Origin of the sequence: Mycobacterium heidelbergense (assembly GCF_050205645.1) — a bacterium.
GTDB lineage: Bacteria > Actinomycetota > Actinomycetes > Mycobacteriales > Mycobacteriaceae > Mycobacterium > Mycobacterium heidelbergense_A.
Genome location: NZ_JBNMQT010000007.1, coordinates 149,271 through 170,525, shown reverse-complemented (window position 1 = coordinate 170,525; position 21,255 = coordinate 149,271). Strand labels below are relative to the sequence as shown.

Genomic DNA, 21,255 nt, shown 5'->3' with positions numbered 1-21,255 from the left:
TCCTTCCCTATCGCATTCCGCCAACCAGTTGGTTGGGGACTATACCCAGTCGCTGAGCACGGCCTCGACGTCGGCCACCGGCGACGCGGGCCGCGGGGTACCGGGTGCCGTGCGCGAGAACCGCGGAGCGGGCAACGGCTGTAGCGCGCCGTTGACTTCGTAGAAGGTGTTCCGCTCGGTGATGTGCGGCTCGGTCTGCACCTCACCGAAGGCCAGCACCGGCGTGACGCAGGCGTCGGAATCGGCGAACACCTTCGTCCAGTGGTCGCGATCGTGGGCCACGAACGCCTCGGTGAGCGCCGCCCGCAGCTCGGGCCAGCGGGTCGTGTCGTTCTGCGGCGGCAGGTTGGCGGTATCCAGGCCGAGGCCGGCCAGCATGGCCGCATAGAACTGGGGCTCGATCGCGCCGACCGCGACGTAGCGGCCGTCGGCGCACTCGTAGGTGTCGTAATAGGGCGCACCGCCGTCGAGCATGTTCGTGCCACGCTCGTCGGTCCACATGCCGGAGGCGCGCATCTGCCACATCATCTGGATCAGCACGCTGGACCCGTCGACCATCGCCGCGTCGACGACCTGACCCTTGCCGGAACGCTGTCGCTCCCACAGTGCGGACAGGATGCCGACCAGCAAGAACATCGAGCCGCCGCCGAAGTCGCCGACGAGGTTCAGCGGCGGCACCGGCCGCTCGTTCGCCCGGCCTATGGCGTGCAGGATCCCGTTCAGCGAGATGTAGTTGATGTCGTGGCCGGCCTGCTGGCTGCGCGGCCCGGTTTGACCCCAACCCGTCATCCGGGCGTAGATCAGCCGCTCGTTCACCGCGGCGCACTGCTCGGGGCCGATGCCTAGGCGCTCCGTGACGCCGGGACGGTAGCCCTCGATCAACACGTCGGCCTTGGCGACGAGCTTGAGCACGAGTTCGCGTCCCTCGTCGGACTTCAAGTCGGCCGTCACGATGCGCCGGTTGCGGCTCATCGCGTCCTTGACCACGCCGCCCGGTGCGCCCGACGGGCGGTCGACGCGGACGACGTCGGCGCCCAGATCCCCCAGGATCATGGCGGCGTGCGGGCCCGGCCCGATCCCCGACAGCTCGACAACGCGTAGTCCACTCAGCGGTCCCGCCATGATCCACCGACCTTTCGTCTGCTTTGACGTCGTTCGCATCTTCGCAGCCGCGATTCTCGGCCGCGCACCCCGGTCACCTAGGGTGTGCCCATGTCGCAATCCGTGCTCGACACGCTGACCCCCGTAGCAGGTCTTGACGTCACGCTGGCCGACGGAGTGCTGTCGGTGACCATCGATCGTCCCGACAGCCTGAACTCGCTCTCCGTTCCGGTGATCACCGCGCTCGCCGACGCGATGGAATGTGCGGCCGACGACCCGGAGGTCAAGGTGGTGCGGCTGGGCGGCGCCGGTCGCGGCTTCTGCTCCGGAGCGGGCATCAGCGCCGACGACATGTCCGGCGGCGGAATGCCGCCCGACGAAATCGTCCTGGAGGTCAACCGGATGATCCGCGCCATCACCACGCTGCCGCGGCCCGTCGTCGCCGTCGTCCAGGGCCCGGCGGCCGGCGTCGGCGTTTCCCTGGCCCTGGCCTGCGATCTCGTATTGGCTTCTGACAAAGCGTTTTTCATGCTTGCCTTCACCCAGATCGGGTTGATGCCCGACGGCGGAGCGTCCGCATTGATCGCGGCCGCGATCGGTCGTATCCGCGCGATGCGCATGGCGCTGCTGGCCGAGCGGTTGCCGGCCGCCGAGGCGCTGGCCGCGGGGCTGGTCACCGCGGTCTATCCCGCCGAGGAGTTCGACGCCGAGGTCGACAAGGTGATCTCGAAGTTGTTGGCGGGACCCGTCGTTGCGTACTCCAAGACCAAACACGCCATCAACGCGGCCACATTGACCGAACTGGACAACGCGCTCGAGTGCGAATACCGCGGCCAGTCGGTGCTGCTGCGATCACCCGACTTCGTCGAGGGCGCAACGGCATTCCAGCAGCGCCGCACGCCCGACTTCTCCGACCGCTGAGCCGACGGTCACACGCCGAACAGCGGGGGCAACGCGAGCACCACGATCAACCCCCACACGAGGTGGGTCAGTATCGGGGCCAGCACGCCGCCGCTGGCCCGACGCTCCAGCGCGCACACGGTCCCGAGAACGATCGCCGCGAAGCCGAGCACCGCGTTGCCACTGGCCATGATCGCGGCCGTGTACAAAAGCGTCGAAATGACCGCCGGATGGTGGCGGCCCAACGCGCTGTAGAGCGCGCCGCGAAAAAACACCTCCTCGGCCACGCCGTTGATCAAAGTGATCGCCACGATCGCCCACAGCGATCCATGATGGGCGAACGCGAGCACCCGGTTGATCAACCCGGCGACGGGCGGAATCTCCCGGGCGATGAAGCCACCCAACACGAAGACGGCGCCAAGGGCGAGGCCGATGGTCGTGCCGGAGATGACCGGGCGCTGGTTGCGCCCCCGCCAACAGATGCCGCCGAGGTGCAGCGGGCCCGACGTGAATCCGCCGACGAACCACACCGCCGCTAGCGCCAGCGTTAGCCAATAGAAGCTTGATTCCCCCGGATGACGCCGCATCGAGAACCCCAGCACGGCGGCGCCGATCACCAGTGTGATGCCGACGACGACGCGCCGACGCCGCACCACCGCGGGCGGTTCGTTATGTGGCACAGCGACATTGGTGATCGCGCTGCGCAGCTCGGAAAGCACACTGGTGCGGTAGGGAGTGCCGGACTGGCTCATGCGAGCCGCACCTTCGGGGTCAGGGTGAGCAGGGCGGCACCAGTGACCAGAATCCGCATAATGCCGACCCTAGTCGGCGCGGGCCTGGCTCAGCGGCCGGCTTCGTCCGTCGAGGCGCGGTGCAGGTCGAGCAGCCGCCGGTAGACCGCGGCGTTGTGCCGGTTGTTGGCGACCTCGGCCTCGCTGAGTTCGCGTCGCACCCGGGCCGGCACACCGGTCACCAGTGACCGGGCCGGCACCACCATGCCCTGCGGAACCAGCGCGCCGGCGGCCACCAGCGCGCCCGCGCCGATCAGCGCGCCGTTGAGGATGACCGCCCCCGAGCCGATCAACGCGTCGTCTTCGATCGTGCAGCCGTGGATGACGGCGTTGTGCCCGACGCTCACCCCGGCGCCGATGCGCACCGGGAATTCCCTGTCGACGTGGACGGTGACGCCGTCTTGGATGTTGGTCCCGAACCCGACCTCGATCTGCTCGGCCTCGGCCCGCAGCGTCGCCGCGTACCACACACTGACCCTGGCGGCGAGGCTGACCTTTCCGATCACGCTGGCATTGGGCGCCACCCAGGACTCGGCGTGCAGGACAGGGACGTGGCCCCGAATGGAAACAATCAGTGGCGCGGACATGGACGTCATCGTAAATGCCCGCAAGCCAACCGTTTACCGGACGGTTTGAACCGACGCGGCTACGGCACCGTAACCCGGTACGTGAACCCTGCTGGCGTGGCAGTGCCCGGTCACGAGATAGTGAAGACATGTATTACGTGCTGATCCTGGCGGTCGGGGTCGAACGCGTGGCGGAGCTGGTGGTGTCCAAGCGGAACGCGCGGTGGTCTTTTGCCCAGGGCGCCAGGGAGTTTGGCCGCCGGCATTACCTGGTGATGGTCGTCCTCCACACGGCGCTGCTGGCGGGCTGCGTCGTCGAACCCTGGGCGCTGCACCGCCCGTTCATCGCCTGGCTCGGCTGGCCGATGCTGGCCGTGGTGGTGCTGAGCCAGGGTCTGCGCTGGTGGTGCATCGCGACGCTGGGCCGGCGGTGGAACACCAGGGTGATCGTGTTACCGGACGCGCCGCTGGTGCGAGAGGGCCCCTACCGGTGGTTGCATCACCCGAACTATGTTGCAGTGGTGGCCGAAGGGTTTGCGCTGCCGTTGGTGCACACGGCGTGGCTGACCGCGGCCATTTTTACCCTGGCCAACGCGATGTTGCTGAGGGTGCGCGTGCACGTGGAGAACTCCGCGTTGGGCTACACATGACGAACTACGACACCGACGTGCTCATTGTCGGCGGCGGCCCCGGAGGCCTCGCCACGGCGTTACACGCACGCCGGCAAGGGCTTTCGGTGATCGTTGCCGAGCCGCGCGAGAGCCCCATCGACAAGGCGTGCGGCGAGGGGCTGATGCCCGGCGGGCTTCGCGAGCTGATGTCGTTGGGGGTTGACCCGGCCGGCATGCCATTTCACGGCATCGCCTATGTCGGCGAACATCGTCGGGCCGAGGCGCGGTTTCGCGCCGGCCCGGGCCGGGGCGTGCGGCGCACCACGTTGCACGCGGCGCTGGCCGCACGGGCCAAAGAGCAAGACACCGAGTGGATCCGGGCGAAGGTGACAGCCGTCGAGCAGGACGCGCAGGGCGTGACGGCCGCGGGGGTGCGCGCGAAATGGTTGGTGGCGGCCGACGGATTGCATTCCGCGGTCCGGCGGGCCGTCGGAATCACTGCGAAGGCCGGCAGGCCGCGCCGTTTCGGCGTGCGCCGGCATTTCCGGGTGCCGGTGTGGTCGGAGTTCGTCGAGGTGTATTGGTCGCGCTGGGGTGAGGCGTACGTGACGCCGGTGGAACCGGATCTGGTCGGCGTGGCGATCCTGTCCAGCGGGCAACCTGACCTCGCCTGGTTCCCGCGACTGGCCGAGCACCTGGCGGGCGCCGACCGCGGGGCGGCACGCGGTTGCGGTCCGCTGCGCCAGGTGGTTCCCCGCCGGGTCGCCGGCCGGGTGCTGTTGGTGGGCGACGCGGCGGGGTATGAGGACGCGCTGACCGGCGAAGGCATCAGCCTCGCGGTCAAGCAGGCGGCCGCGGTGGTCGGGGCAATAGTTCGTGACGATCCCCCGTCATACGAAGCCGAGTGGCACCGGATTACCCGTGACTACCGCTTGCTGACCCGGGCGCTGGTGCTCGCCAGCACGCCACGGGCGGTGCGCCGCGCCATCGTGCCGGCCGGCGAGCTGTTGCCCGGCGCGTTCCGGGCCGGGGTGAACGTCCTGGCGGGCTAGCGCGCCTTCCAGACCGGCTCCCGCTTTTCGGCGAACGCCAGCGGTCCCTCCTTGGCGTCCTCGGATCGGATCAGGACCCGCATCTCGCGCATGGTGCGCTCCCAGCCCACTTCGTCGGCGGTGATCACGCCGTCGTCGACCCCGCAGGCGATGCGCTTGCTCGCCTGCACCGACAGCGGCGCATTGACGGTCACCCGCGCCGCCAGCGCCAAGGCCGCGTCCAGCACCGAGCCCTCCTTGACCACCTGGTTGACCAGGCCCCACTCCCAGGCGTCGGATGCCGTCAGCGGCTCACCGGTCAACACCAGCTCCATCGCCACCTTGCGAGGCAGCTGGTTCACGATCCGGAAGACGCCGCCGGCCGCGGCGATGAGCCCGCGCTTGACCTCGGGCAGCCCGAATTGAGCGTGCTCGTGGGCCACGACCAGGTCGCTGGCCAGCGCCAATTCGGTGCCGCCCCCGAATGCGGTGCCGTTGACCGCGGCGATGGTGGGCTTGTCGATGAAGTGGTGCACGTAACCGGCGAAACCCCATTCACCATGGTCGGGGTGGTAGAGGTTTTCCCGGCGCGAGATCGCCTTGAGGTCGGCCCCGGCGCAGAACGACTTGTCACCGGCGCCGGTGATCACCACCGCGCGCACCTCGGGGTCGTGTTGCGCCTCCTCCAGCGCGTCACCGACTCCGATGCTCACCGCACTGTTCACGGCGTTGCGCGCCTCGGGGCGGTTGATGGTGATGACCATGACGTTGCCGGTCCGGTCGACCAGCACCGCCGGCTGCGCGGCTTCGGTCACAGGAGTTCCACGATGGTGGCGTTGGCCTGGCCCCCGCCCTCACACATGGTCTGCAGGCCGTAACGAATTCCCTTGTCCCGCATGTGATAAAGCAGCGTGGTCATCAACCGCGCGCCGGAACCGCCGAGGGGGTGGCCGAGCGCGATCGCGCCGCCGTTGGGGTTGAGCTTCTTCTCGTCGGCGCCGATGTCCTTCAGCCACGCCAGTGGCACGGGGGCGAACGCTTCGTTGACTTCGTACGCGCCGATGTCGCCGATGGAGAGCCCGGATTTCTTCAGCACCTTCTGCGTTGCCGGGATCGGCGCGGTCAGCATGATCACCGGGTCGGCTCCGGCCAGCGTCGCGGTGTGCACCTTGGCGAGCGGCTTCAGCCCCAGCGACTTGGCCTTCTCGGCGGACATGAACAGGATGGCGGCCGAGCCGTCGGAGATCTGCGAGGAGTTGCCCGCGTGGATCACGCCGTCCTCCTTGAACGCCGGCTTCAGCGACGCCATCTTCTCCATCGGCGTGCCGCGGCGGATGCCTTCGTCTTTGAGGACGACGTTGCCGTCCTGGTCCTTGATGCCTACGATCTGGTCGTCGAAAGCGCCGGAATCCTGTGCCGCCGCGGCCTTTTCGTGCGATCCTAGGGAGAACTCGTCGAGCGCGAGCCGGTCGAGGCCCCACTGCTCGGCGATCATCTCCGCGCCCAGGCCCTGGTTGGGCGTCCGGCTGTATCGGTCCTTGAAAGCCTGGGGGTATGGGTTGCCGCCGCCGGCCAACGACGATCCCATCGGGGTCCGTGACATCGACTCCACGCCGCCGGCGACGACGACGTCATAGTGCCCGGCCACCACCCCGGCGGCGGCGAAATGTATGGACTGTTGGCTCGACCCGCACTGGCGGTCGACGGTCACGCCCGGAACGGTCTCGGGCCAGCCCGCCGCCAGCAGCGCGGTGCGGCCGATGTCGAGGGCCTGTTCGCCGGCCTGCATGACGCAGCCCCAGATGACGTCGTCAACGATTCCGGGGTCGATGCCGGCCTTGTCGGCCAACCCGTTGAGGACCTGCGCGGACAGGTCGGCCGGGTGCACCCCGGACAGCCCGCCGTTGCGTTTCCCGATCGGTGAGCGCACTGCCTCGACGATGACGGCTTCAGCCATGATGGTGTCTCCTTTGACAGACGAACAACGAGGTGCTGTTGCGTCGATTGTCAACCAGGGGGTTGGGCGATCGCGGGGCGGGGTGGTCAATTCGCGACCGGTGGTCACATCGGCTGCCGCGCCGAGATTGCCGCCATGGCTGCGATCGACCCCAAAATCACAGCCCTCAGGGCAATCTCGGCGCTTATGGTGGACCCCGTCAGCCGGCGGGATACCCCACGGATTTGATTTCGGTGTACTGGTCAAACCCGGCGACGCCGTTCTGGCGGCCGACCCCGCTGTCCTTGTACCCGCCGAACGGGGTGTCGGCGCCGTACGGCGCGCCACCGTTGACGCCGATGAAGCCGGCCTTGATCCGGCGGGCGACCGCCAGCGAGTGCTCCAGCGAACCCGACATCACGTTGCCGGCCAGGCCGTACACGCTGTCGTTGGCGATCCGGATCGCGTCCTCCTCGTCGTCGAACGGGATGACCGACAGCACCGGCCCGAAGATCTCTTCCTGGGCGATCGTCATCTTGTTGTCGACGTCGGTGAAAAGCGTTGGGCGGATGAAGTATCCCTTGTCGAAGCCGGTCTCCGCGCCGGGCCCGCCGACCAGTGCGGTGGCACCCTCTTCGACGCCCTTCTTGATGTAGTCCGTCACGCGGTCGAACTGTCGCTGCGAGATCACCGGACCGCACAGGGTCGCGGGATCCTGGGGGTCGCCGCACGTGACGTTCTCGTAGATGCCCTTGAGGATGGCCACACCCTCCTCGTAGCGGGATCGCGGCAGCAGCATCCGGGTGGGGTTGGCGCAGCCCTGCCCGGCGTGCATGCACGGGGCGATGCCGATCGCACAGGCCAACCCGAAGTCGGCGTCCTCGAGAACGATGGTGGCCGACTTGCCGCCGAGTTCGAGGAACAGCCGCTTCATGGTGGCCGCGCCCTTTTCCATGATCCGCTTGCCGACCACCGTCGACCCGGTGAACGAGATCAGGTCAACCTTGGGCGACAGCGTAAGCTCCTCGCCCACAAAGTGATCCGACGCGGTGACGACGTTGACGACGCCGGCCGGTATGTCAGTCTTCTCGGCGATCAGCCGTCCCAGCCGGGTCGCGTTGAACGGGGTATTGGGCGCTGGTTTGAGCACCACGGTGTTGCCAGTCCCCAGCGCCTGGCCGAGCTTGTTGATCGTGACCTCGAACGGGAAGTTCCACGGCACTATTGCGCCGACCACGCCCACCGGCTCCCGCCAGACCTTGATGGATGTGTTGGCGCCGGTCAGGCTGATCACCCGGTCGCCGAGGTCGGTTTCCCACGCGTACTCGTCGATCAGTCTGGCCGGGTACTTCAGTCCGTCGGCGAGCGGGGCGTCCAGCTGGGGGCCGAAGGTGATGGCCCGCGGGGAGCCAACTTCGAGGATGAGTTCCTCGCGCAGCTCCTCCTTCTCGGATTCGATCGCGTCGTGCAGCTGTAACAGGCAGCGCTTGCGAAGCTCACGGTTGGTCGACCAGTCGGTCTCGTCGAAGGCGCGCCGGGCGGCGTCGATGGCCCGGTGCATGTCCTCCTTCGACGCGTCGGCGACCTCGCCGAGGGATTCCTCGGTCGCCGGGTTGATGTTCGTGAAGGTGCCCGCCTGGCCCTCGACGAGCTTGCCGTCGATCATCATTTTGGGCTCGAAGCGAACCTTTACAGCCTCGGTCATATCTGTCACTCTCTTCTGGGTCCGTTGAGGGGCTACGGAGAGCCTTACTGGAAACTAGCCGATTGACAAGGTGCAACCGCTGCGGGGCTGGTTACTGGGGGTCGAACAGCACCGGGACAGAAGTCGGCGACCGGAAAACCTGCCCGCGAATGTGCGGGTCATCCCCGTCCGGGTCCAGCCGAAGATTCGGTAGCCGATCCAGCAGCAGGTTGATGGCGGTGCGCATCTCGAGCCGCGCCAGATGCATGCCCAGGCAGACGTGCACGCCGTGACCCCAGCCGAGGTGTCCCCTGGCCTGCCGGTAAATGTCGAACGTGTCCGGATCGGCGTAGCGGTCTTCCTGCCGGTTGGCCGAGCCCAGCATCGGCATCACCGTCGAGCCCTCCGGTATGGGCACCCCGCCGAGCTCGGTGTCGCGGGTGGCGACCCGGGTGATGGTCAGCAGCGGCGGTTCCCAGCGCACCCCCTCCTCGATGGCCTGGGGCAGTAGCGATCGGTCCGCGCGGATGGCATCCAGCTGCGCGGGGTCGGACAGCAGCGCCAGGAGCAGGCTGCCCAGCGCGCGATAGGTGGTCTCCACGCCGGCGGGCAGCAGCAGCCGCAAGAACGAGAAGATCTCCTCGTCGTCGAGCTTCTCGCCGTCGATCTCGGCCTGCGCCAGCGCGCTGATCAGATCGTCCTTGGGCTCGGCGCGGCGGGCCTCGAGGATCGGTGCGAAGTAGTCACATAGCGCGGCCGACGCCGCGAGCCCACGTTCCGGATTGAGGATCCAGCTCAGCAGGGAGATGGACCACCGCTGGAACTGCGGGTAGTCCTCCTCCGGCAGGCCCAGCAAGCCCGCGATGATCTGGCTGGGATAGTCGAAGGTGAATTCCTTGACCAGGTCGGCCTTGCCGTTGGCCGCGAACTTGTCGATCAGACCGTTGGCGACGCGCCCGACCAGCTCGTCTTCCCAACGGGCTAACGCCTTCTGCGAGAAGGCCTTTGACACCAGCGACCGCAGCCGGCCGTGTACCGGTTCGTCCATGCCGAGCATCACGCCTTCGCCCAGCACCGGACCGAACGCCGCGATGACGGCCGCCGACGAGAACGTTTCGTTGTCGCGCAGCATCTGCTGAGCTTCCTCGTGCCGGTAGACGATGAAGACCGGCTTGGACTCCTCGTGGGGCATCCCCGAGGCGTCCAGGCGTTGGACCGGCTCTTCGCGGCGCAGCCGGGCCAGTTCCGTGTAGGGGTCGCGCACGTCGCCGGAGACGGCGTCGTCGAAGGCGCCGAAGTCTTCCAAATCGTCGAAAAGCTGTTCCATTACTGCTCCTTTGATCCCAAGCGCCGCAACACCGACGCCGGTAGAACTCGAGCGGCGAGCACCATCAGCCGTTGGCCGACTGTCAACGGCCATGTCCCGCCGCGCATCGACCCCTGTCTGGGTATGCCCAGCACGATCCGGGACATGTGGTGCATGCCCGAGGCCGGGAGGATCCTGTTGAACGCCAACAGCATCGAGGCATCGGGTCCAACCCCGCGACGACGGAACGGCGCACGGTCGCCCAGCGCCTTGACCAGGCCGTCGGTGAACCGCTCGGGTGGCCTTGCGAAACGCATTGCGAACCGCCCGCGGGTGTCCATGGTGGTGTGCAGCCGGGCGTAGGGGCCGTCGAAATTGCGATCGTCGGTAGTGCCCGCGTCGGTGATGATGTCGGTGTCGTACACGCCGGTCACCAAGACAGTGACGCCGAGACCAAAGGAGGCGATCTCGCACGCCATCGCCTCGCCCCACCGCTCCAGCGCCCCTTTGGCCGCCGAATACGGCGCGGTGGCCGGCTGACCGCGCACCCCGGACGCGCTCGATATCAGCACGATGCGTCCCTCGCCGGCCGCGCGCATCGCCGGCAGCAGCGCCTGGGTGAGTGCGACGGGGCCCAGGACGCTGGTGGCGAACATCTTCTGCCACAAGTCCATATCGGTCTCTTCCACCATTCCGGCGGCCGAGATCCCCGCGTTGTGCACCAGCGCGTAGGGCGCTCCCACGGCTTCCTCAATTGTCTTGGCCGCAGCGGAGATTGACGCGGCATCGGTAAGCTCGAGCTGCACGCCGATCAGCCGGTCGTCGTCGCCTCCGGTCGCCTCGCGCAGCGCCGCGATCCCTTTCTCGGGTGTGCGCATCGCCGCAATCACCCGCCACCCCTCACGGTGGAGGCGCACCGCCGAGGCGAAGCCCAGGCCACGGGAAGCGCCGGTGATGACGACGCTACGAGGATCAGCCATTCTTGCTCGGGATGGCACAGGCACCCGCGCCGGGCGGTGGCGGCTGCACACCGGGCCGGCCGTTGGGCTGCCCGCTCATCCAGGTCGACCAGATGCCGACCGAGTACGGGCCTTGCGCGCCGGCCTTCTCGTAAAACCCTTGCGGGTCATACACTTTGGCCTCCGGATAAGGCCACGGGCAGGCGACCGAGGTCGCCGCTTTGGTGGCCTTGATGACGGCGAACCAGGCGCCGTAGGCGAAGTAAGACACGTTGATGATCGTGAACATCACCAGGAACGTCCCCAGCACCGGACGGCTCGGGAAGATCTTGGCCTTGGCGGCCAGCTTCTCCGCCACCGATTTACCCGTGTCGTCGCGATAGCACAGGATCGCCGCGGGCACCATCACGAACGTCACCGAGAACGACTCCCAGATCAAGGGGAACTGGAAGGTGGTGCCGGTGAACACCGAGCCCCACGGGATCACCTGCGAGTAGATGTACATGCCCATGTGGACGAGCTGGATCTCCAGCCACGCATCGAAGACGAAGCCGATCGCACAGGTCAGCAGGCCGAGGCTGACCAGCGGGTGCCGCGACACGAACGCCTGCGGCCCGTATTTGGCCTGCAGTTTGCGCAGAATCCAGATCGCCGGGAAGTAAGGCCCGAAATAGAAAGTGACGTAACCGAATACGACGAACGGCTCGACGGTCGGCGACAGCGACACCAGCGGCCACGACTCCGGCCAGTGGATGAGATCGGGGTTGTACACCGCGAACGGGGACCAGTTCATGATCGGGTCCTGCCACACGATCAGCGTGGTGCACAGGAACATCAGCATCACCGGGCTGCCGGGGTTGCGGCGCCAGCCCCGGATGAACACCACGAGCAGCACCAGCAGCATGATGACGGTGGAGATGTGCAGGAACGTGATGTAGTCCAGGCCGAAGATGAACCTGACCGGGCGGGGACGGCCTTGCACGTTCGGATTCGCGACGCGGGGGTCGAGGGCGACGCGGGCGTTGGCGATGAAGAAGATCGCGAACGCCGCCAGTGCCGCGCCGGCGATCCATCCGCCCCAGCCGCGCTTTTCGCGTCGCTGCGGGCCGGTCCGCTGCTCGCCCGCTACAGGCGGTGTGGACTGTTCCGTGCTCATTTCTCACTCCCCGAAGCGATCGACCAAGTGCGAGTTGGTGCCATCGGCGTCGAGGGTGCGTGCCACCAGATAGCCGGCACCCATCCACGCGCGCCGAGTCCATTTGCCGAAGGAGACCCGGGTACCGGGCGCACCGGAGGCGGCGGGCATCATCTTCACCCGCTCCAGCGCCTCTTTGACGCCGCGCGGGCTGAGCGGGTGCGCGTCAGAAAAGGCACGAACGAGTGTGGCGGCGACGTCATGGTTGACCACCGACACGCAGTATTCGGGGCGGCTGCCGTCGTATTTCGTCGCGTAACGATCGAGAAAGTCCTGGCCGAGGCGGTTCGCCTCGTCATATTGGTCGACCCCGACCCAGCCCATGAATGCGTCCCACATGATCGGGTTAACCCACGCGTTCTGGAATGCCGTCGTGGTGAATCGCGGCGGGTCCCAATCGAGGGCCTGCAGCGCCGGGTTGATGAACACGATCCCGAACCCGAAGCCCAGATGCACGATCGCTTCGGCCTTCGCATCATGAAGGGTGCGGACGGCTTCGTTGATGTCCTGAGCGGTTTGGGCGATCGCCGCTTCAGCAACGATGCGAATGCCGTTGCGGCGGCACGCGCTTCGCAGGTTCTTCAGGTAACTCTCGCCGATCAGGTTCTGCTCGACAAGGACTCCGATCTCGGAGAGTCCGCGTTTGGCGACGAGGTCCGCGATGAAGATCGGCTCGTCGGTCATCGAACCCTGCGGGAAGGCGAACGTCCACTCGCCCAACCAGTCGTCGGTGCCGGTGACGCTGATGGCGGGAACCTTGAACCGCTCTTCGATCGCCTCGCGGGTGGGCACGCAGTTGTCGGTGATGTGTGGGCCGAACACCACCAGGCAGCCCTCGTCGACGAGTTCACCGAACGCATCGATGACCGATTTCACCGACCCCTTGGGCAGGCCCTCCACTTCGCGGTAGATCATCTGCACCGGGCGATCGATCAGGCCCTGTTCAAGGGCTTCGTCGAAGATGAGGTCGAAGCACCGCGTGAAACTCGCCATCAATTCTTCGGGAAAGCCGGGCGGCAGCGTGAAGTCCATCAGGTAGCCGACCTTGATCGGCTCAGCGCTGCTTTCGTAGGACATCCGACCTCCCGGGTGGCGAGCTCACGCGCCCGATGCGCAAACCTAATATTTGTTCAGACCCTAGCGGGGCCCGTATACAGCGTCAATCACCCGGCCCAGCCCACCCCGTCAGACCCCATCGGATCCGCCCAGATAGATCTCGACCATCTCGCCCAGCCCCTTGCCCACGGCCACGTCGTCGGTGAGGGGACCCGCGATCGCCGCCCGGGCCGCCTCTCGCATGGTCAGGCCCTCAGCGACGAGCCGGCCCGCCGCGATCAGCACGCGCGTCGAGGCGACCTCCCGCAACCCGCCGGTTTCCAGCCGGCGGATCGCGTGCCCGAAACGCACCAGCTCGGCCGCCGTCGCATCGTCCACACCCGCCTCGTGCGCAACGATCGCCTCTTCGACATCGGCTGCGGGAAAGCCGAATTCGATGGCGACCATCCGCTGACGCGTGGAATCCTTCAAGTCCTTGAGCACGCTTTGGTAGCCGGGGTTGTAGGACACGACCAGGCCGAATCCGCGCGCCGCGTCCAGCGTGACACCGAGCCGCTCGATCGGTAGCTGCCGGCGGTGGTCCGCGAGTGGATGCAGCACAACGGTGGTGTCCTGCCGCGCCTCCACCACTTCGTCCAGGTAGCAGATCGCGCCCTCGCGCACCGCCCGCGTGAGCGGACCGTCCACCCACACCGTCTCGTCGCCCTGCAGCAGGTACCGACCGACCAGGTCCGCGGTGGTGAGGTCGTCATGGCAGGCGACGGTGATCAGCGGCCGGCCGAGGTCGTAGGCCATCGCCTCGACGAAGCGGGTCTTGCCGCAACCCGTCGGGCCTTTCAAAACGAGGGACAAACCCTGGCGGTACGCCGCCTTGAAGACGGCCTCCTCGCTGCCGATCGCCTTGTAGTAGGGCCGTACCGTCTCCGCTTCGGGCGTCACGCCGTTCCGGTAAACGACTCCGGACTCCTCGGCCATAGCGTCCCCTCTGTCAGCCGCAGCACCGCGGTGTTTTCGAGCCTATCCGGAACAGATGTTTGTTTTCAAGCCCGCTGAGCTGCGGGTTTGGACACCCTACGACGAACTTCCGCCGATCGCAGCGCGGACCGGAACAGCGGTCCGATCACGCCGGCGAGCTGGTCGGGCCGCGCGATCGTCGCATGCGCGGTGCTGCCGAAGACCCGGCGCAGGGACTGCACATCGGTGCCCGCACCGATCGTCAGGCACACGCAGCCGGTGCCGCGGCGACGCGACTCGATGAGAGCGCGTCGCGAATCCGCGGCACCGTAAGCGCGTTCGTAACCGTGGTCGTACGCGAGCCCATCGGACAGCACCACCAAGAGCCGCCGGGACGTGCCTCCGCGTGTCTCGAGCACCGCCGAGCCGTGGCGGATGGCCGCACCGAGGCGGGAGTATGCCCCGGGCTCGAGGCTGTTGAGCCGCTTCATGACTCGGGAGTCGAGGTGGTCGTCGAATCGTTTGACGGGCACCACGTTCACCGCGCGCCGGCCCTGCGAGTAATAGGCGTAGAGCGCGACTCGGTCACCCAAATCGTGCAGTGCCACAGCGAGATTGGCGACCGCCGCACGCTGTTGTTCGTGTACTGTCCGTCCGACCGTTCCGGGCTCCGCCGCCGACCCCGACACATCGAGCAGGAGCAGCACCGACAGGTCGCGCCGGCGCCGCAGGCTGTCGAGGTACACCGCCTCGTCCGGCACCGACCCCGCCAGCACCTCGACGCGGGCTTCGACCGCCGCATCGATATCGATGTCGTCGCCCTGCGGCTGGCGGTGGCGGCGGTGCAGGCCCATCCCGAGTCGCGACAGCGGGCGCCGCACGCCGATGGCGGCGTCGATCGCGTGGGTCGCCGATGCCTTGATCTGCGGCTCGATTTCGCGCACGGTGCACCACGCGGGCCGGTAGCTCTTTCGCGTGGCGTCCCATTCCGGATAGGTCACGCCGTCGGCGCCGCCGTGGGTGTCGTGGTCGTCGACCTCCTCGCTCGCGGTCGACGCCAGCGAGGAGACGGCGTGCAGACCGCGGTTGGCGGAGTTCGTCCGATGCGTGGGGGTGTCCGCGCCGGGTGGGCCACCGCCGCTACCGGTCTTGCGCGCAGACGACAGCATCCTTTTCAGCCACTTGCCGATGAAGCCGCCTCCGCCCACCGGGCTGGTGAACATGTCGGGATCGTCGGAATCATCGATCGCGCCGTCATCGAGCTCGTCGAGTTGTTTCGCGCCGCCACCCCGCGGGACATGAACGGCGTTGCCCCGGTCCTCGGTCTTGGCCGAACCTGCCGCCAGTACCTTCGCGGCACGGATGACGCCGAATTCCGGCGGCGGGTCGTCGATCGCCTCCCTCCCCTCGGCGATTCGTAGGGAATCGGCGGCCGACCCGGTGCGACTCGCCACGTCTCGGTTGCCCATCGATGCCAACGTGCCCGGCAGCAGATAGCTATTGCCAACCAATGCGCGATGACCCTCGATCGCCAGATACCGCTTGGCGAGCCGCGGGCGCCGGACCAGGGAACGCACGACGTCGGGGTCCAGGCTCCCGGCAGCGAGCATCGAGGCGTGGACGGCAACCGCTTCGAGGTTCGCGCGGGCCGGCGCGGAAGGATCCAGGTAAATCGTCTGGCCGTCGGTCCACGGCGGCTCGCCCGGTTGCAGTTCGGCAACCGCCACGGCAGCGCCCGCAAGAGCGGAGGCCAGCAGGGCGAAAACCTGCGGCTGGTCGCCAGGAGCGTTGGTTGGCACGCTCCACCTCCGAACCTCGGGACCGCGTTGACCAAATATCTGTTCCAACGTAAAGTCCGAGGCTTGGCCCAGTCAATCGCGCGAGGTAAACAAGAGAACGTGGATTTCTCCTACCCGGCGGAGGTGGAACAGTTCCGCGCCGAGCTGCGCGACTGGCTGTCCGCGAATCTGACCGACGAGCTGATCGCCGCCCGCCGCCCCTCCGGCCGCGACGACGCCACCTTCGCGATGCTGCGTGCCTGGAACCGCACGATGGCCGACGCGGGCTGGGCCGCCGTCTCCTGGCCGCGCGAGTACGGCGGCCGCGGAGCGACGGTTCTGGAGCAGCTGGTCTACACCGAGGAAACCACACGCGCTCGGGCACCGTTGCCGCTCAACGTCATTGGCATGAACAACATCGCGCCGGCGATCATGCACTACGGCACCGAGACGCAGAAGACGACGCTGCTCCCCCGCATGATGCGCGCGGACGAGATCTGGTGCCAGGGGATGTCCGAACCCGAAGCGGGATCCGACCTCGCCGCGCTGCGCACCCGCGCGGTGCGCGATGGGGACGACTTCGTCGTCAACGGGCAGAAGATCTGGACCTCGCTGGGGCATCGCGCCGACTGGTGCCAGCTCTATGTGCGTACCGATCCCGAGGCCCCCAAACACAAAGGCATCTCGTGCCTGATCGTCGACATGACGCTGCCCGGCATCGAGGTCCGCCCGCTCGTCACGCTCAACGGCGACACCGATTTCGCCGAGATCTTCTTCCACGACGCGCGAGTTCCGGCGGACGCCCTGCTGGGCCCGCTGAACGGCGGCTGGCAGGTGGCCACCACCACCCTCAGCCACGAGCGCGCCGGGGCCGCGCGGCTCTACGCCGAGATGCAGGTGCGGCTGGAGGAATTGGTGGCCGACTTCGCCACCGCCGACGCCGGCAAGACGCACGGCATCCTGCAAGACCCGGTGACACTACGTCGCCTCGGCGAAATCGGGGTGCGCATCAAGTATCTCGAATTGCTTTGCCAGCGCTCGATTTCGGCGACGCTGCACGGCGGCTCGGAAAAGACTGCCATGGGCTCGGCCAGCCTCGCCAAGAGCGTCTGGGGTGAGATCGGACAGGACATGGCCGCCCTGGCCTTCGACGTGCTGGGCACCGGCGGGGAGCAGCACCGGTGGGCCGACTACCGCCTGACGTCGCGCTCGCTGACCATCGCGGGCGGCACCACCCAGATCAACAAGAACATCACCGCCCAACGCGTGCTCGGATTGCCGCGCCAATGAACCTCGAATTGACCGACGAGCAAATCGCGCTGCGCGACACGGCGCGACACTTTCTCGCCGAGAAAGCCCCGATTTCTGGACACGTGCGCGCCCTACTCGACGACCCGACCGGTACCACCGGCGCCGTCTGGCGCGGCCTCGCCGACCTGGGGACGACCGGGCTGTTGGTGGCGCCCGAGTACGGCGGTGCCGGCATGACGATGGTCGAAGCGGGCATCGTGGCCGAAGAGCTCGGCGCCGCCCTGCACCCGGGACCGTGGCTGTCGAGCGCGGTCGCCGCGCCGCGAGCGCTGGCCAGGCTGGGTGTCGGGGGCGCTGCGGCCGAGCTATTGACCGGGATCGCCGACGGAACCACGATCGCCGCCGTCGGACCGCTGGATCGCAACGACGCTGCAGTCAGGGTCGTGCAGCGAGACGGCGACGTCGTGCTGCGGGGTGAGTTCGCGATATCCGACGCCGTCGCGGCGGACGTCCTGCTCGTGCTTGCCGAGGACGACGACGGGACCGCACTTTTCGCGGTGAACACCGACTCCGCGGGGATTTCGGTGGCTTTCGAGCGCGGTATCGACCAGACCCGCAAGCACTTTCGAGTCACCCTCGATGACGCGCCGGCACACCGGCTGGCCACGTCGTCCCCGGACGCCGTTGCGGCGGTGGTCGACGACGTGCTCATCGCCACCGCCGCCGACGCGCTCGGCGCCGCTCGGGCCGTCATGGGCCTAGCCGTCGACTATGCCAAGGTGCGAAAGCAATTCGGTCAGGTCATCGGCTCGTTCCAGGCCATTCAGCATCTGTGCGTCGACATGTACGAAACGGTCGAGTTGGCACGTAGCGGGGTGATCCACGCGCTGTGGGCCGCAGACAACGCCGACGCGCAGCTGCGCCATCTCGCCGCGTTGCGGGCGAAGGCGTTCGCAGGACGATTGGCCACCGTGGGCGACACCGCGATCCAGGTCTTTGGCGGCATCGGCTACACCTGGGAACACGACGCCCACCTGTACCTCAAACGACTGCTGAGCTGGAGCGAATTTCTCGGCGGGCCCGACGGCTATCTCACGGAACTCGGTGCGCGTCTTGCGAAAGAGACTGTGTCATGATCGATTTCACCGACCAGGTCGCGATTGTGACGGGAGCGGGCCGGGGCCTCGGCCGGCTGTATGCGCTGGAGCTGGCCCGGCGCGGCGCCTCGGTGATCGTCAACGACCTGGGCGGCACGATGCACGGCGACGGCTCCGACGCCACGGTCGCGAACCAGGTCGTCGCCGAGATCGAAGGCCAGGGCGGCGTGGCCGTGGCATCGCACGACTCGGTCGCCACCCCCGAGGGTGGCGAGGCGATCGTCGAGTTGGCCCTCGCGCGCTTCGGCCGGCTCGACGCCGTGGTCAGTAATGCCGGAATTTTCAACAGCATTCCGTTCGACGAGCTGTCCGCGGATGACTGGCGCAAGATGCTCGGCGTGCATCTCGACGGCGGGTTTTATCTGGGCCAGCCGGCCTACCGGGTGATGAAGAGGCAGCGCTATGGCCGGTTCGTGTTCATCTCCTCCTCGGGTGGCATGTTCGGCCAGCCGTTGGAAGCCCACTATGCGGCGGCCAAGGCCGGGCTGGTCGGATTGTCGAACGTGATCGCGATCGAGGGCGCCGAGCACGGCATCCTCTCCAATACCGTGCTCCCCTTCGGCTTTTCGCGCATGGTGACCGAAACCGTGGGAGACCCTAAAGCCCTCGAGGAGATCGGTTTTCTGGGTGTGATCAAGCCCGAGCTGGTCGTGCCCATGGTTGTTTTCCTGGCGAGCCGGGCCTGCGAATTCAGCCACCAGAACTACTCGGCGTGTGCGGGTCGATTCGCCCGTGTCTTCGTCGGCCTCGGCCAGGGCTGGTTAGCGGAGAAAGGCAGCGACCCGACCGCCGACGCCGTCGCGGCGCATCTGCCCGAGGTGTCGGCGACCGAACCGTTTACCGTGCCCGGCTCGATCTTCGAGGAAGTCTTCGCGGTGGCCGCCCAGCTCGGCGTGACAACCTGATCATGGACATCGAGTACCTGCTCACCGCTACCCGTTCCGCACGCAGGTCGCTCGACCTGGATGCTCCGGTCGACATCGACGACATTCGAGAGTGCCTGCGCATCGGGTTGCAGGCCGCCAACGGTTCGAATCAGCAGGCGTGGCGGTGGCTGGTGGTCACCGATCCCGTGTTGCGGGACAGGATCGCCGAGCTATACCGGGAGGCCTATCTGCTCAGGGTCGGCGGCCACCTGCTCGCCGACATGTTGCCGGCCGGAACGCCGGAGAGCCGGCTCATGTCGTCGACGGAGTGGTTGGTCGAGAACATGGCACGCGTGCCGTTCCTCGTGATCCCCTGCTACGAGCCGTACCTGCCGCGCATCGACGGCGACGAGTCGTTTCACCAGGCCACGCTGTACGGATCGATCTTCCCGGCGGTGTGGAACTTTCAGCTGGCGTTGCACACCCGCGGCTACGGGACGTGCGTCACGACCCTGCACCTGCACCGCGAAGACGAGGTCCGGCGGCTGCTCGAGATTCCGCAGACCTACGTCCAGGGTTGCCTGCTGCCGGTGGGCCGCTTGAAGGCCGGGCACACGTTTCGGCCCGCCGACAGGCGGCCCGTCGAGGAGGTCGTCGCGCGCGACCGCTGGGACGGACCCAGCCTTTAGAATGGGTCCGTCACCGCTGTATGCAGCGAATTTCTTCCGGGAAGTCTGATAGCCTTTAACAAAGATTTGGTTCGGCGGGAGGACGAATGGCCAAGGCCGAATCATTGGCGGGCCGCCGACCGCTGGATCGTTTGGAACAAGGCGGCACGGACGACTCGGGAACGCGCCGCACCGAGATCCTGCAGACGGCTGCGTCGCTGATCGCGTCCTCGGGACTGCGGACGTCTTTACAGGAAATCGCCGACGCGGCAGGCATTCTCCCCGGCAGCCTGTATCACCATTTCGAGTCCAAAGAGGCGATCCTCGTCGAACTGATACGCCGGTATCAGGACGATTTGAACCGCATCGGGCTGGCGGCCCAGGCCAGACTCGACGAACCCGACTCGAGGCCGGTCGCCGAGCAGATCATCCAGTTGGGATCCGCGATCGCCAACTGCGCCGTGCAGCATGGGGCCGCCCTGCAGATGTCGTTCTACGAGGGACCAAGCGCGGATCCCGAGCTCATAAAGCTAACCCAGCAGCAGCCCACGGCGATTCAGCAAGCGATGCTGCAGACGCTGCGTGCCGGCCGGTGGAGCGGCTACATCAAACAAGACATCGACCTTCCCACGCTGGCCGACCGCATCTGCCAGACCATGCTGCAGGTCGGGCTCGACGTCATGCGTCACACCGCTCCAGCCGACCAGGTGGCCGAGCTGCTGTGCCGAATCATCTTGCAAGGGTTGGCGGCCCGGCCGTCTACCGATTCGGCGTTGGACCGGTCCAACGCGTTCAAGGCCGCCAGCGGCGTCATCGAGACGTGGGCCGACGACAGCGAGGCCGATCCCAGCGACAAAGCGGCCCACATCCGTGCCGTAGCACGAACGGAGTTCGGCCGCAGGGGATATGAAGTCACCACCATCAGGGACATCGCCTCCGCCGCGGGTCTGGGCACCGGGACCGTCTACCGCGTGATCGGATCCAAGGACGAGCTCCTCGCGTCGATCATGGAGTCCTTCGGCAGGAAGGTCGAGGCGGGATGGGTCAGCGTGCTGCGTTCGGATGCCACCCCCATCGAAAAGCTGGACGCGCTGAGCTGGGTCCACGTCAACGCACTGGACCGGTTTTCCGACGAGTTCAGGATCCAGCTGGCCTGGATGCGGCAGTCCCCGCCGAACACCCCCAACCCCGGTTGGCTGTACACCACGCGCCTTCGCCAGATGAAATCGCTGCTCTCCGAAGGAATCCGGTCGGGCGAGATCCGCGTCGACGCCGCCTCCACCGCGATGCTGGCGCGGTGCGTCATCGGCCTGCAGTGGATACCGGAGAACATCCTTCGCGCCGTCGGCCGTCGGGCGGCGCTGGTGCACGCCCGCGACACCTTCCTGCGTGGTGTCGCCGTGCGCGGCAAGTAAGACCGCTAATCCGGACCCGGTATTGAGCCA

At 67.3% G+C, this 21,255-nt stretch carries 20 protein-coding genes; 8 read left to right on the top strand and 12 right to left on the bottom strand.

Annotated elements, in window-relative coordinates; translation table 11 throughout:
• Window positions 1-39: 39 nt before the first annotated feature.
• Window positions 40-1,122, bottom strand: coding sequence for a CaiB/BaiF CoA transferase family protein (locus ACQI5H_RS10265; protein ID WP_427079274.1), 1,083 nt, complete (start codon window positions 1,120-1,122; stop codon window positions 40-42).
• A gap of 90 nt (window positions 1,123-1,212) precedes the next feature.
• On the opposite strand from ACQI5H_RS10265, the gene ACQI5H_RS10260 reads away from it, so the two are divergent.
• A complete protein-coding gene (locus tag ACQI5H_RS10260; protein ID WP_427079273.1) occupies window positions 1,213-2,022 on the top strand; it encodes an enoyl-CoA hydratase in 810 nt (269 codons plus the stop codon).
• A gap of 8 nt (window positions 2,023-2,030) precedes the next feature.
• Here ACQI5H_RS10260 and ACQI5H_RS10255 read toward each other — a convergent pair whose 3' ends face one another.
• Both ACQI5H_RS10255 and ACQI5H_RS10250 read right to left on the bottom strand, forming a co-directional pair.
• Entirely contained in the window at window positions 2,031-2,753 is a 723-nt protein-coding gene (locus tag ACQI5H_RS10255) for a CPBP family intramembrane glutamic endopeptidase (protein WP_427079272.1), read from the bottom strand.
• 89 nt (window positions 2,754-2,842) lie between these two features.
• The gene (locus tag ACQI5H_RS10250) at window positions 2,843-3,388 is read right to left on the bottom strand and encodes a gamma carbonic anhydrase family protein (protein WP_427079271.1); all 546 of its coding nucleotides are present in this window, start codon (window positions 3,386-3,388) and stop codon (window positions 2,843-2,845) included.
• Window positions 3,389-3,507: 119 nt separating this feature from the next.
• Here ACQI5H_RS10250 and ACQI5H_RS10245 point away from each other — a divergent pair, with 119 nt between their 5' ends.
• On the top strand, window positions 3,508-4,008 hold the full coding sequence (locus ACQI5H_RS10245) for an isoprenylcysteine carboxyl methyltransferase family protein (RefSeq protein ID WP_427079270.1): 501 nt from the start codon (window positions 3,508-3,510) through the stop codon (window positions 4,006-4,008).
• Entirely contained in the window at window positions 4,005-5,021 is a 1,017-nt protein-coding gene (locus ACQI5H_RS10240) for an NAD(P)/FAD-dependent oxidoreductase (protein ID WP_427079269.1), read from the top strand. Before ACQI5H_RS10245 ends, ACQI5H_RS10240 begins: the two co-directional genes overlap by 4 nt.
• Here the strand turns inward: ACQI5H_RS10240 and ACQI5H_RS10235 are convergent.
• The 9 genes from ACQI5H_RS10235 to ACQI5H_RS10195 form a co-directional block, all read right to left on the bottom strand.
• Window positions 5,018-5,764: a crotonase/enoyl-CoA hydratase family protein gene (locus tag ACQI5H_RS10235; RefSeq protein ID WP_427079358.1), complete on the bottom strand. Its 747-nt coding sequence runs from the start codon at window positions 5,762-5,764 to the stop codon at window positions 5,018-5,020. The two genes, ACQI5H_RS10240 and ACQI5H_RS10235, sit on opposite strands and share 4 nt — an antisense overlap.
• A 47-nt stretch (window positions 5,765-5,811) precedes the next feature.
• On the bottom strand, window positions 5,812-6,957 hold the full coding sequence (locus tag ACQI5H_RS10230; RefSeq protein WP_427079268.1) for a thiolase family protein: 1,146 nt from the start codon (window positions 6,955-6,957) through the stop codon (window positions 5,812-5,814).
• A 199-nt stretch (window positions 6,958-7,156) separates the two neighbouring features.
• Window positions 7,157-8,641 carry an aldehyde dehydrogenase family protein gene (locus tag ACQI5H_RS10225; RefSeq protein ID WP_427079267.1) on the bottom strand — a complete coding sequence of 495 codons (1,485 nt, stop codon included), beginning with the start codon at window positions 8,639-8,641 and terminating at the stop codon, window positions 7,157-7,159.
• A gap of 91 nt (window positions 8,642-8,732) precedes the next feature.
• Window positions 8,733-9,947: a cytochrome P450 gene (locus tag ACQI5H_RS10220; RefSeq protein WP_427079266.1), complete on the bottom strand. Its 1,215-nt coding sequence runs from the start codon at window positions 9,945-9,947 to the stop codon at window positions 8,733-8,735.
• The gene (locus ACQI5H_RS10215; RefSeq protein WP_427079265.1) at window positions 9,947-10,906 is read right to left on the bottom strand and encodes an SDR family oxidoreductase; all 960 of its coding nucleotides are present in this window, start codon (window positions 10,904-10,906) and stop codon (window positions 9,947-9,949) included. The genes ACQI5H_RS10220 and ACQI5H_RS10215 overlap by 1 nt, the downstream gene beginning before the upstream one ends.
• Window positions 10,899-12,041, bottom strand: coding sequence for a spirocyclase AveC family protein (locus tag ACQI5H_RS10210; protein ID WP_427079264.1), 1,143 nt, complete (start codon window positions 12,039-12,041; stop codon window positions 10,899-10,901). Before ACQI5H_RS10210 ends, ACQI5H_RS10215 begins: the two co-directional genes overlap by 8 nt.
• 3 nt (window positions 12,042-12,044) lie before the next feature.
• Window positions 12,045-13,157, bottom strand: coding sequence for an ABC transporter substrate-binding protein (locus tag ACQI5H_RS10205; RefSeq protein WP_427079263.1), 1,113 nt, complete (start codon window positions 13,155-13,157; stop codon window positions 12,045-12,047).
• A gap of 108 nt (window positions 13,158-13,265) precedes the next feature.
• Complete coding sequence (locus ACQI5H_RS10200) at window positions 13,266-14,111, bottom strand: CbbQ/NirQ/NorQ/GpvN family protein (protein WP_427079262.1); 846 nt, start codon at window positions 14,109-14,111, stop codon at window positions 13,266-13,268.
• A gap of 65 nt (window positions 14,112-14,176) precedes the next feature.
• Entirely contained in the window at window positions 14,177-15,889 is a 1,713-nt protein-coding gene (locus ACQI5H_RS10195; protein WP_427079261.1) for a nitric oxide reductase activation protein NorD, read from the bottom strand.
• A gap of 99 nt (window positions 15,890-15,988) precedes the next feature.
• On the opposite strand from ACQI5H_RS10195, the gene ACQI5H_RS10190 reads away from it, so the two are divergent.
• The 5 genes from ACQI5H_RS10190 to ACQI5H_RS10170 all read left to right on the top strand — a co-directional run bounded on the left by ACQI5H_RS10190 (window position 15,989) and on the right by ACQI5H_RS10170 (window position 21,225).
• Window positions 15,989-17,158, top strand: coding sequence for an acyl-CoA dehydrogenase family protein (locus ACQI5H_RS10190; RefSeq protein ID WP_427079357.1), 1,170 nt, complete (start codon window positions 15,989-15,991; stop codon window positions 17,156-17,158).
• Window positions 17,155-18,255 (top strand): acyl-CoA dehydrogenase family protein, encoded by a 1,101-nt coding sequence (locus ACQI5H_RS10185; protein ID WP_427079260.1) that lies wholly within the window; start codon window positions 17,155-17,157, stop codon window positions 18,253-18,255. Before ACQI5H_RS10190 ends, ACQI5H_RS10185 begins: the two co-directional genes overlap by 4 nt.
• Complete coding sequence (locus ACQI5H_RS10180) at window positions 18,252-19,181, top strand: SDR family NAD(P)-dependent oxidoreductase (protein ID WP_427079259.1); 930 nt, start codon at window positions 18,252-18,254, stop codon at window positions 19,179-19,181. Before ACQI5H_RS10185 ends, ACQI5H_RS10180 begins: the two co-directional genes overlap by 4 nt.
• Before the next feature lie 2 nt (window positions 19,182-19,183).
• Window positions 19,184-19,831 (top strand): nitroreductase family protein, encoded by a 648-nt coding sequence (locus ACQI5H_RS10175; RefSeq protein WP_427079258.1) that lies wholly within the window; start codon window positions 19,184-19,186, stop codon window positions 19,829-19,831.
• Window positions 19,832-19,917: 86 nt separating this feature from the next.
• Complete coding sequence (locus tag ACQI5H_RS10170) at window positions 19,918-21,225, top strand: TetR/AcrR family transcriptional regulator (RefSeq protein ID WP_427079257.1); 1,308 nt, start codon at window positions 19,918-19,920, stop codon at window positions 21,223-21,225.
• Window positions 21,226-21,255: the final 30 nt, after the last annotated feature.

Coding starts and splice junctions, on each gene's coding strand:
- ACQI5H_RS10265 (WP_427079274.1), bottom strand. CDS start 1,122: ATGGCGGGACCGCTGAGTGGACTACGCGTTGTCGAGCTGTCGGGGATC.
- ACQI5H_RS10260 (WP_427079273.1), top strand. CDS start 1,213: ATGTCGCAATCCGTGCTCGACACGCTGACCCCCGTAGCAGGTCTTGAC.
- ACQI5H_RS10255 (WP_427079272.1), bottom strand. CDS start 2,753: ATGAGCCAGTCCGGCACTCCCTACCGCACCAGTGTGCTTTCCGAGCTG.
- ACQI5H_RS10250 (WP_427079271.1), bottom strand. CDS start 3,388: ATGACGTCCATGTCCGCGCCACTGATTGTTTCCATTCGGGGCCACGTC.
- ACQI5H_RS10245 (WP_427079270.1), top strand. CDS start 3,508: ATGTATTACGTGCTGATCCTGGCGGTCGGGGTCGAACGCGTGGCGGAG.
- ACQI5H_RS10240 (WP_427079269.1), top strand. CDS start 4,005: ATGACGAACTACGACACCGACGTGCTCATTGTCGGCGGCGGCCCCGGA.
- ACQI5H_RS10235 (WP_427079358.1), bottom strand. CDS start 5,764: ATGGTCATCACCATCAACCGCCCCGAGGCGCGCAACGCCGTGAACAGT.
- ACQI5H_RS10230 (WP_427079268.1), bottom strand. CDS start 6,957: ATGGCTGAAGCCGTCATCGTCGAGGCAGTGCGCTCACCGATCGGGAAA.
- ACQI5H_RS10225 (WP_427079267.1), bottom strand. CDS start 8,641: ATGACCGAGGCTGTAAAGGTTCGCTTCGAGCCCAAAATGATGATCGAC.
- ACQI5H_RS10220 (WP_427079266.1), bottom strand. CDS start 9,947: ATGGAACAGCTTTTCGACGATTTGGAAGACTTCGGCGCCTTCGACGAC.
- ACQI5H_RS10215 (WP_427079265.1), bottom strand. CDS start 10,906: ATGGCTGATCCTCGTAGCGTCGTCATCACCGGCGCTTCCCGTGGCCTG.
- ACQI5H_RS10210 (WP_427079264.1), bottom strand. CDS start 12,041: ATGAGCACGGAACAGTCCACACCGCCTGTAGCGGGCGAGCAGCGGACC.
- ACQI5H_RS10205 (WP_427079263.1), bottom strand. CDS start 13,157: ATGTCCTACGAAAGCAGCGCTGAGCCGATCAAGGTCGGCTACCTGATG.
- ACQI5H_RS10200 (WP_427079262.1), bottom strand. CDS start 14,111: ATGGCCGAGGAGTCCGGAGTCGTTTACCGGAACGGCGTGACGCCCGAA.
- ACQI5H_RS10185 (WP_427079260.1), top strand. CDS start 17,155: ATGAACCTCGAATTGACCGACGAGCAAATCGCGCTGCGCGACACGGCG.
- ACQI5H_RS10180 (WP_427079259.1), top strand. CDS start 18,252: ATGATCGATTTCACCGACCAGGTCGCGATTGTGACGGGAGCGGGCCGG.
- ACQI5H_RS10175 (WP_427079258.1), top strand. CDS start 19,184: ATGGACATCGAGTACCTGCTCACCGCTACCCGTTCCGCACGCAGGTCG.
- ACQI5H_RS10170 (WP_427079257.1), top strand. CDS start 19,918: ATGGCCAAGGCCGAATCATTGGCGGGCCGCCGACCGCTGGATCGTTTG.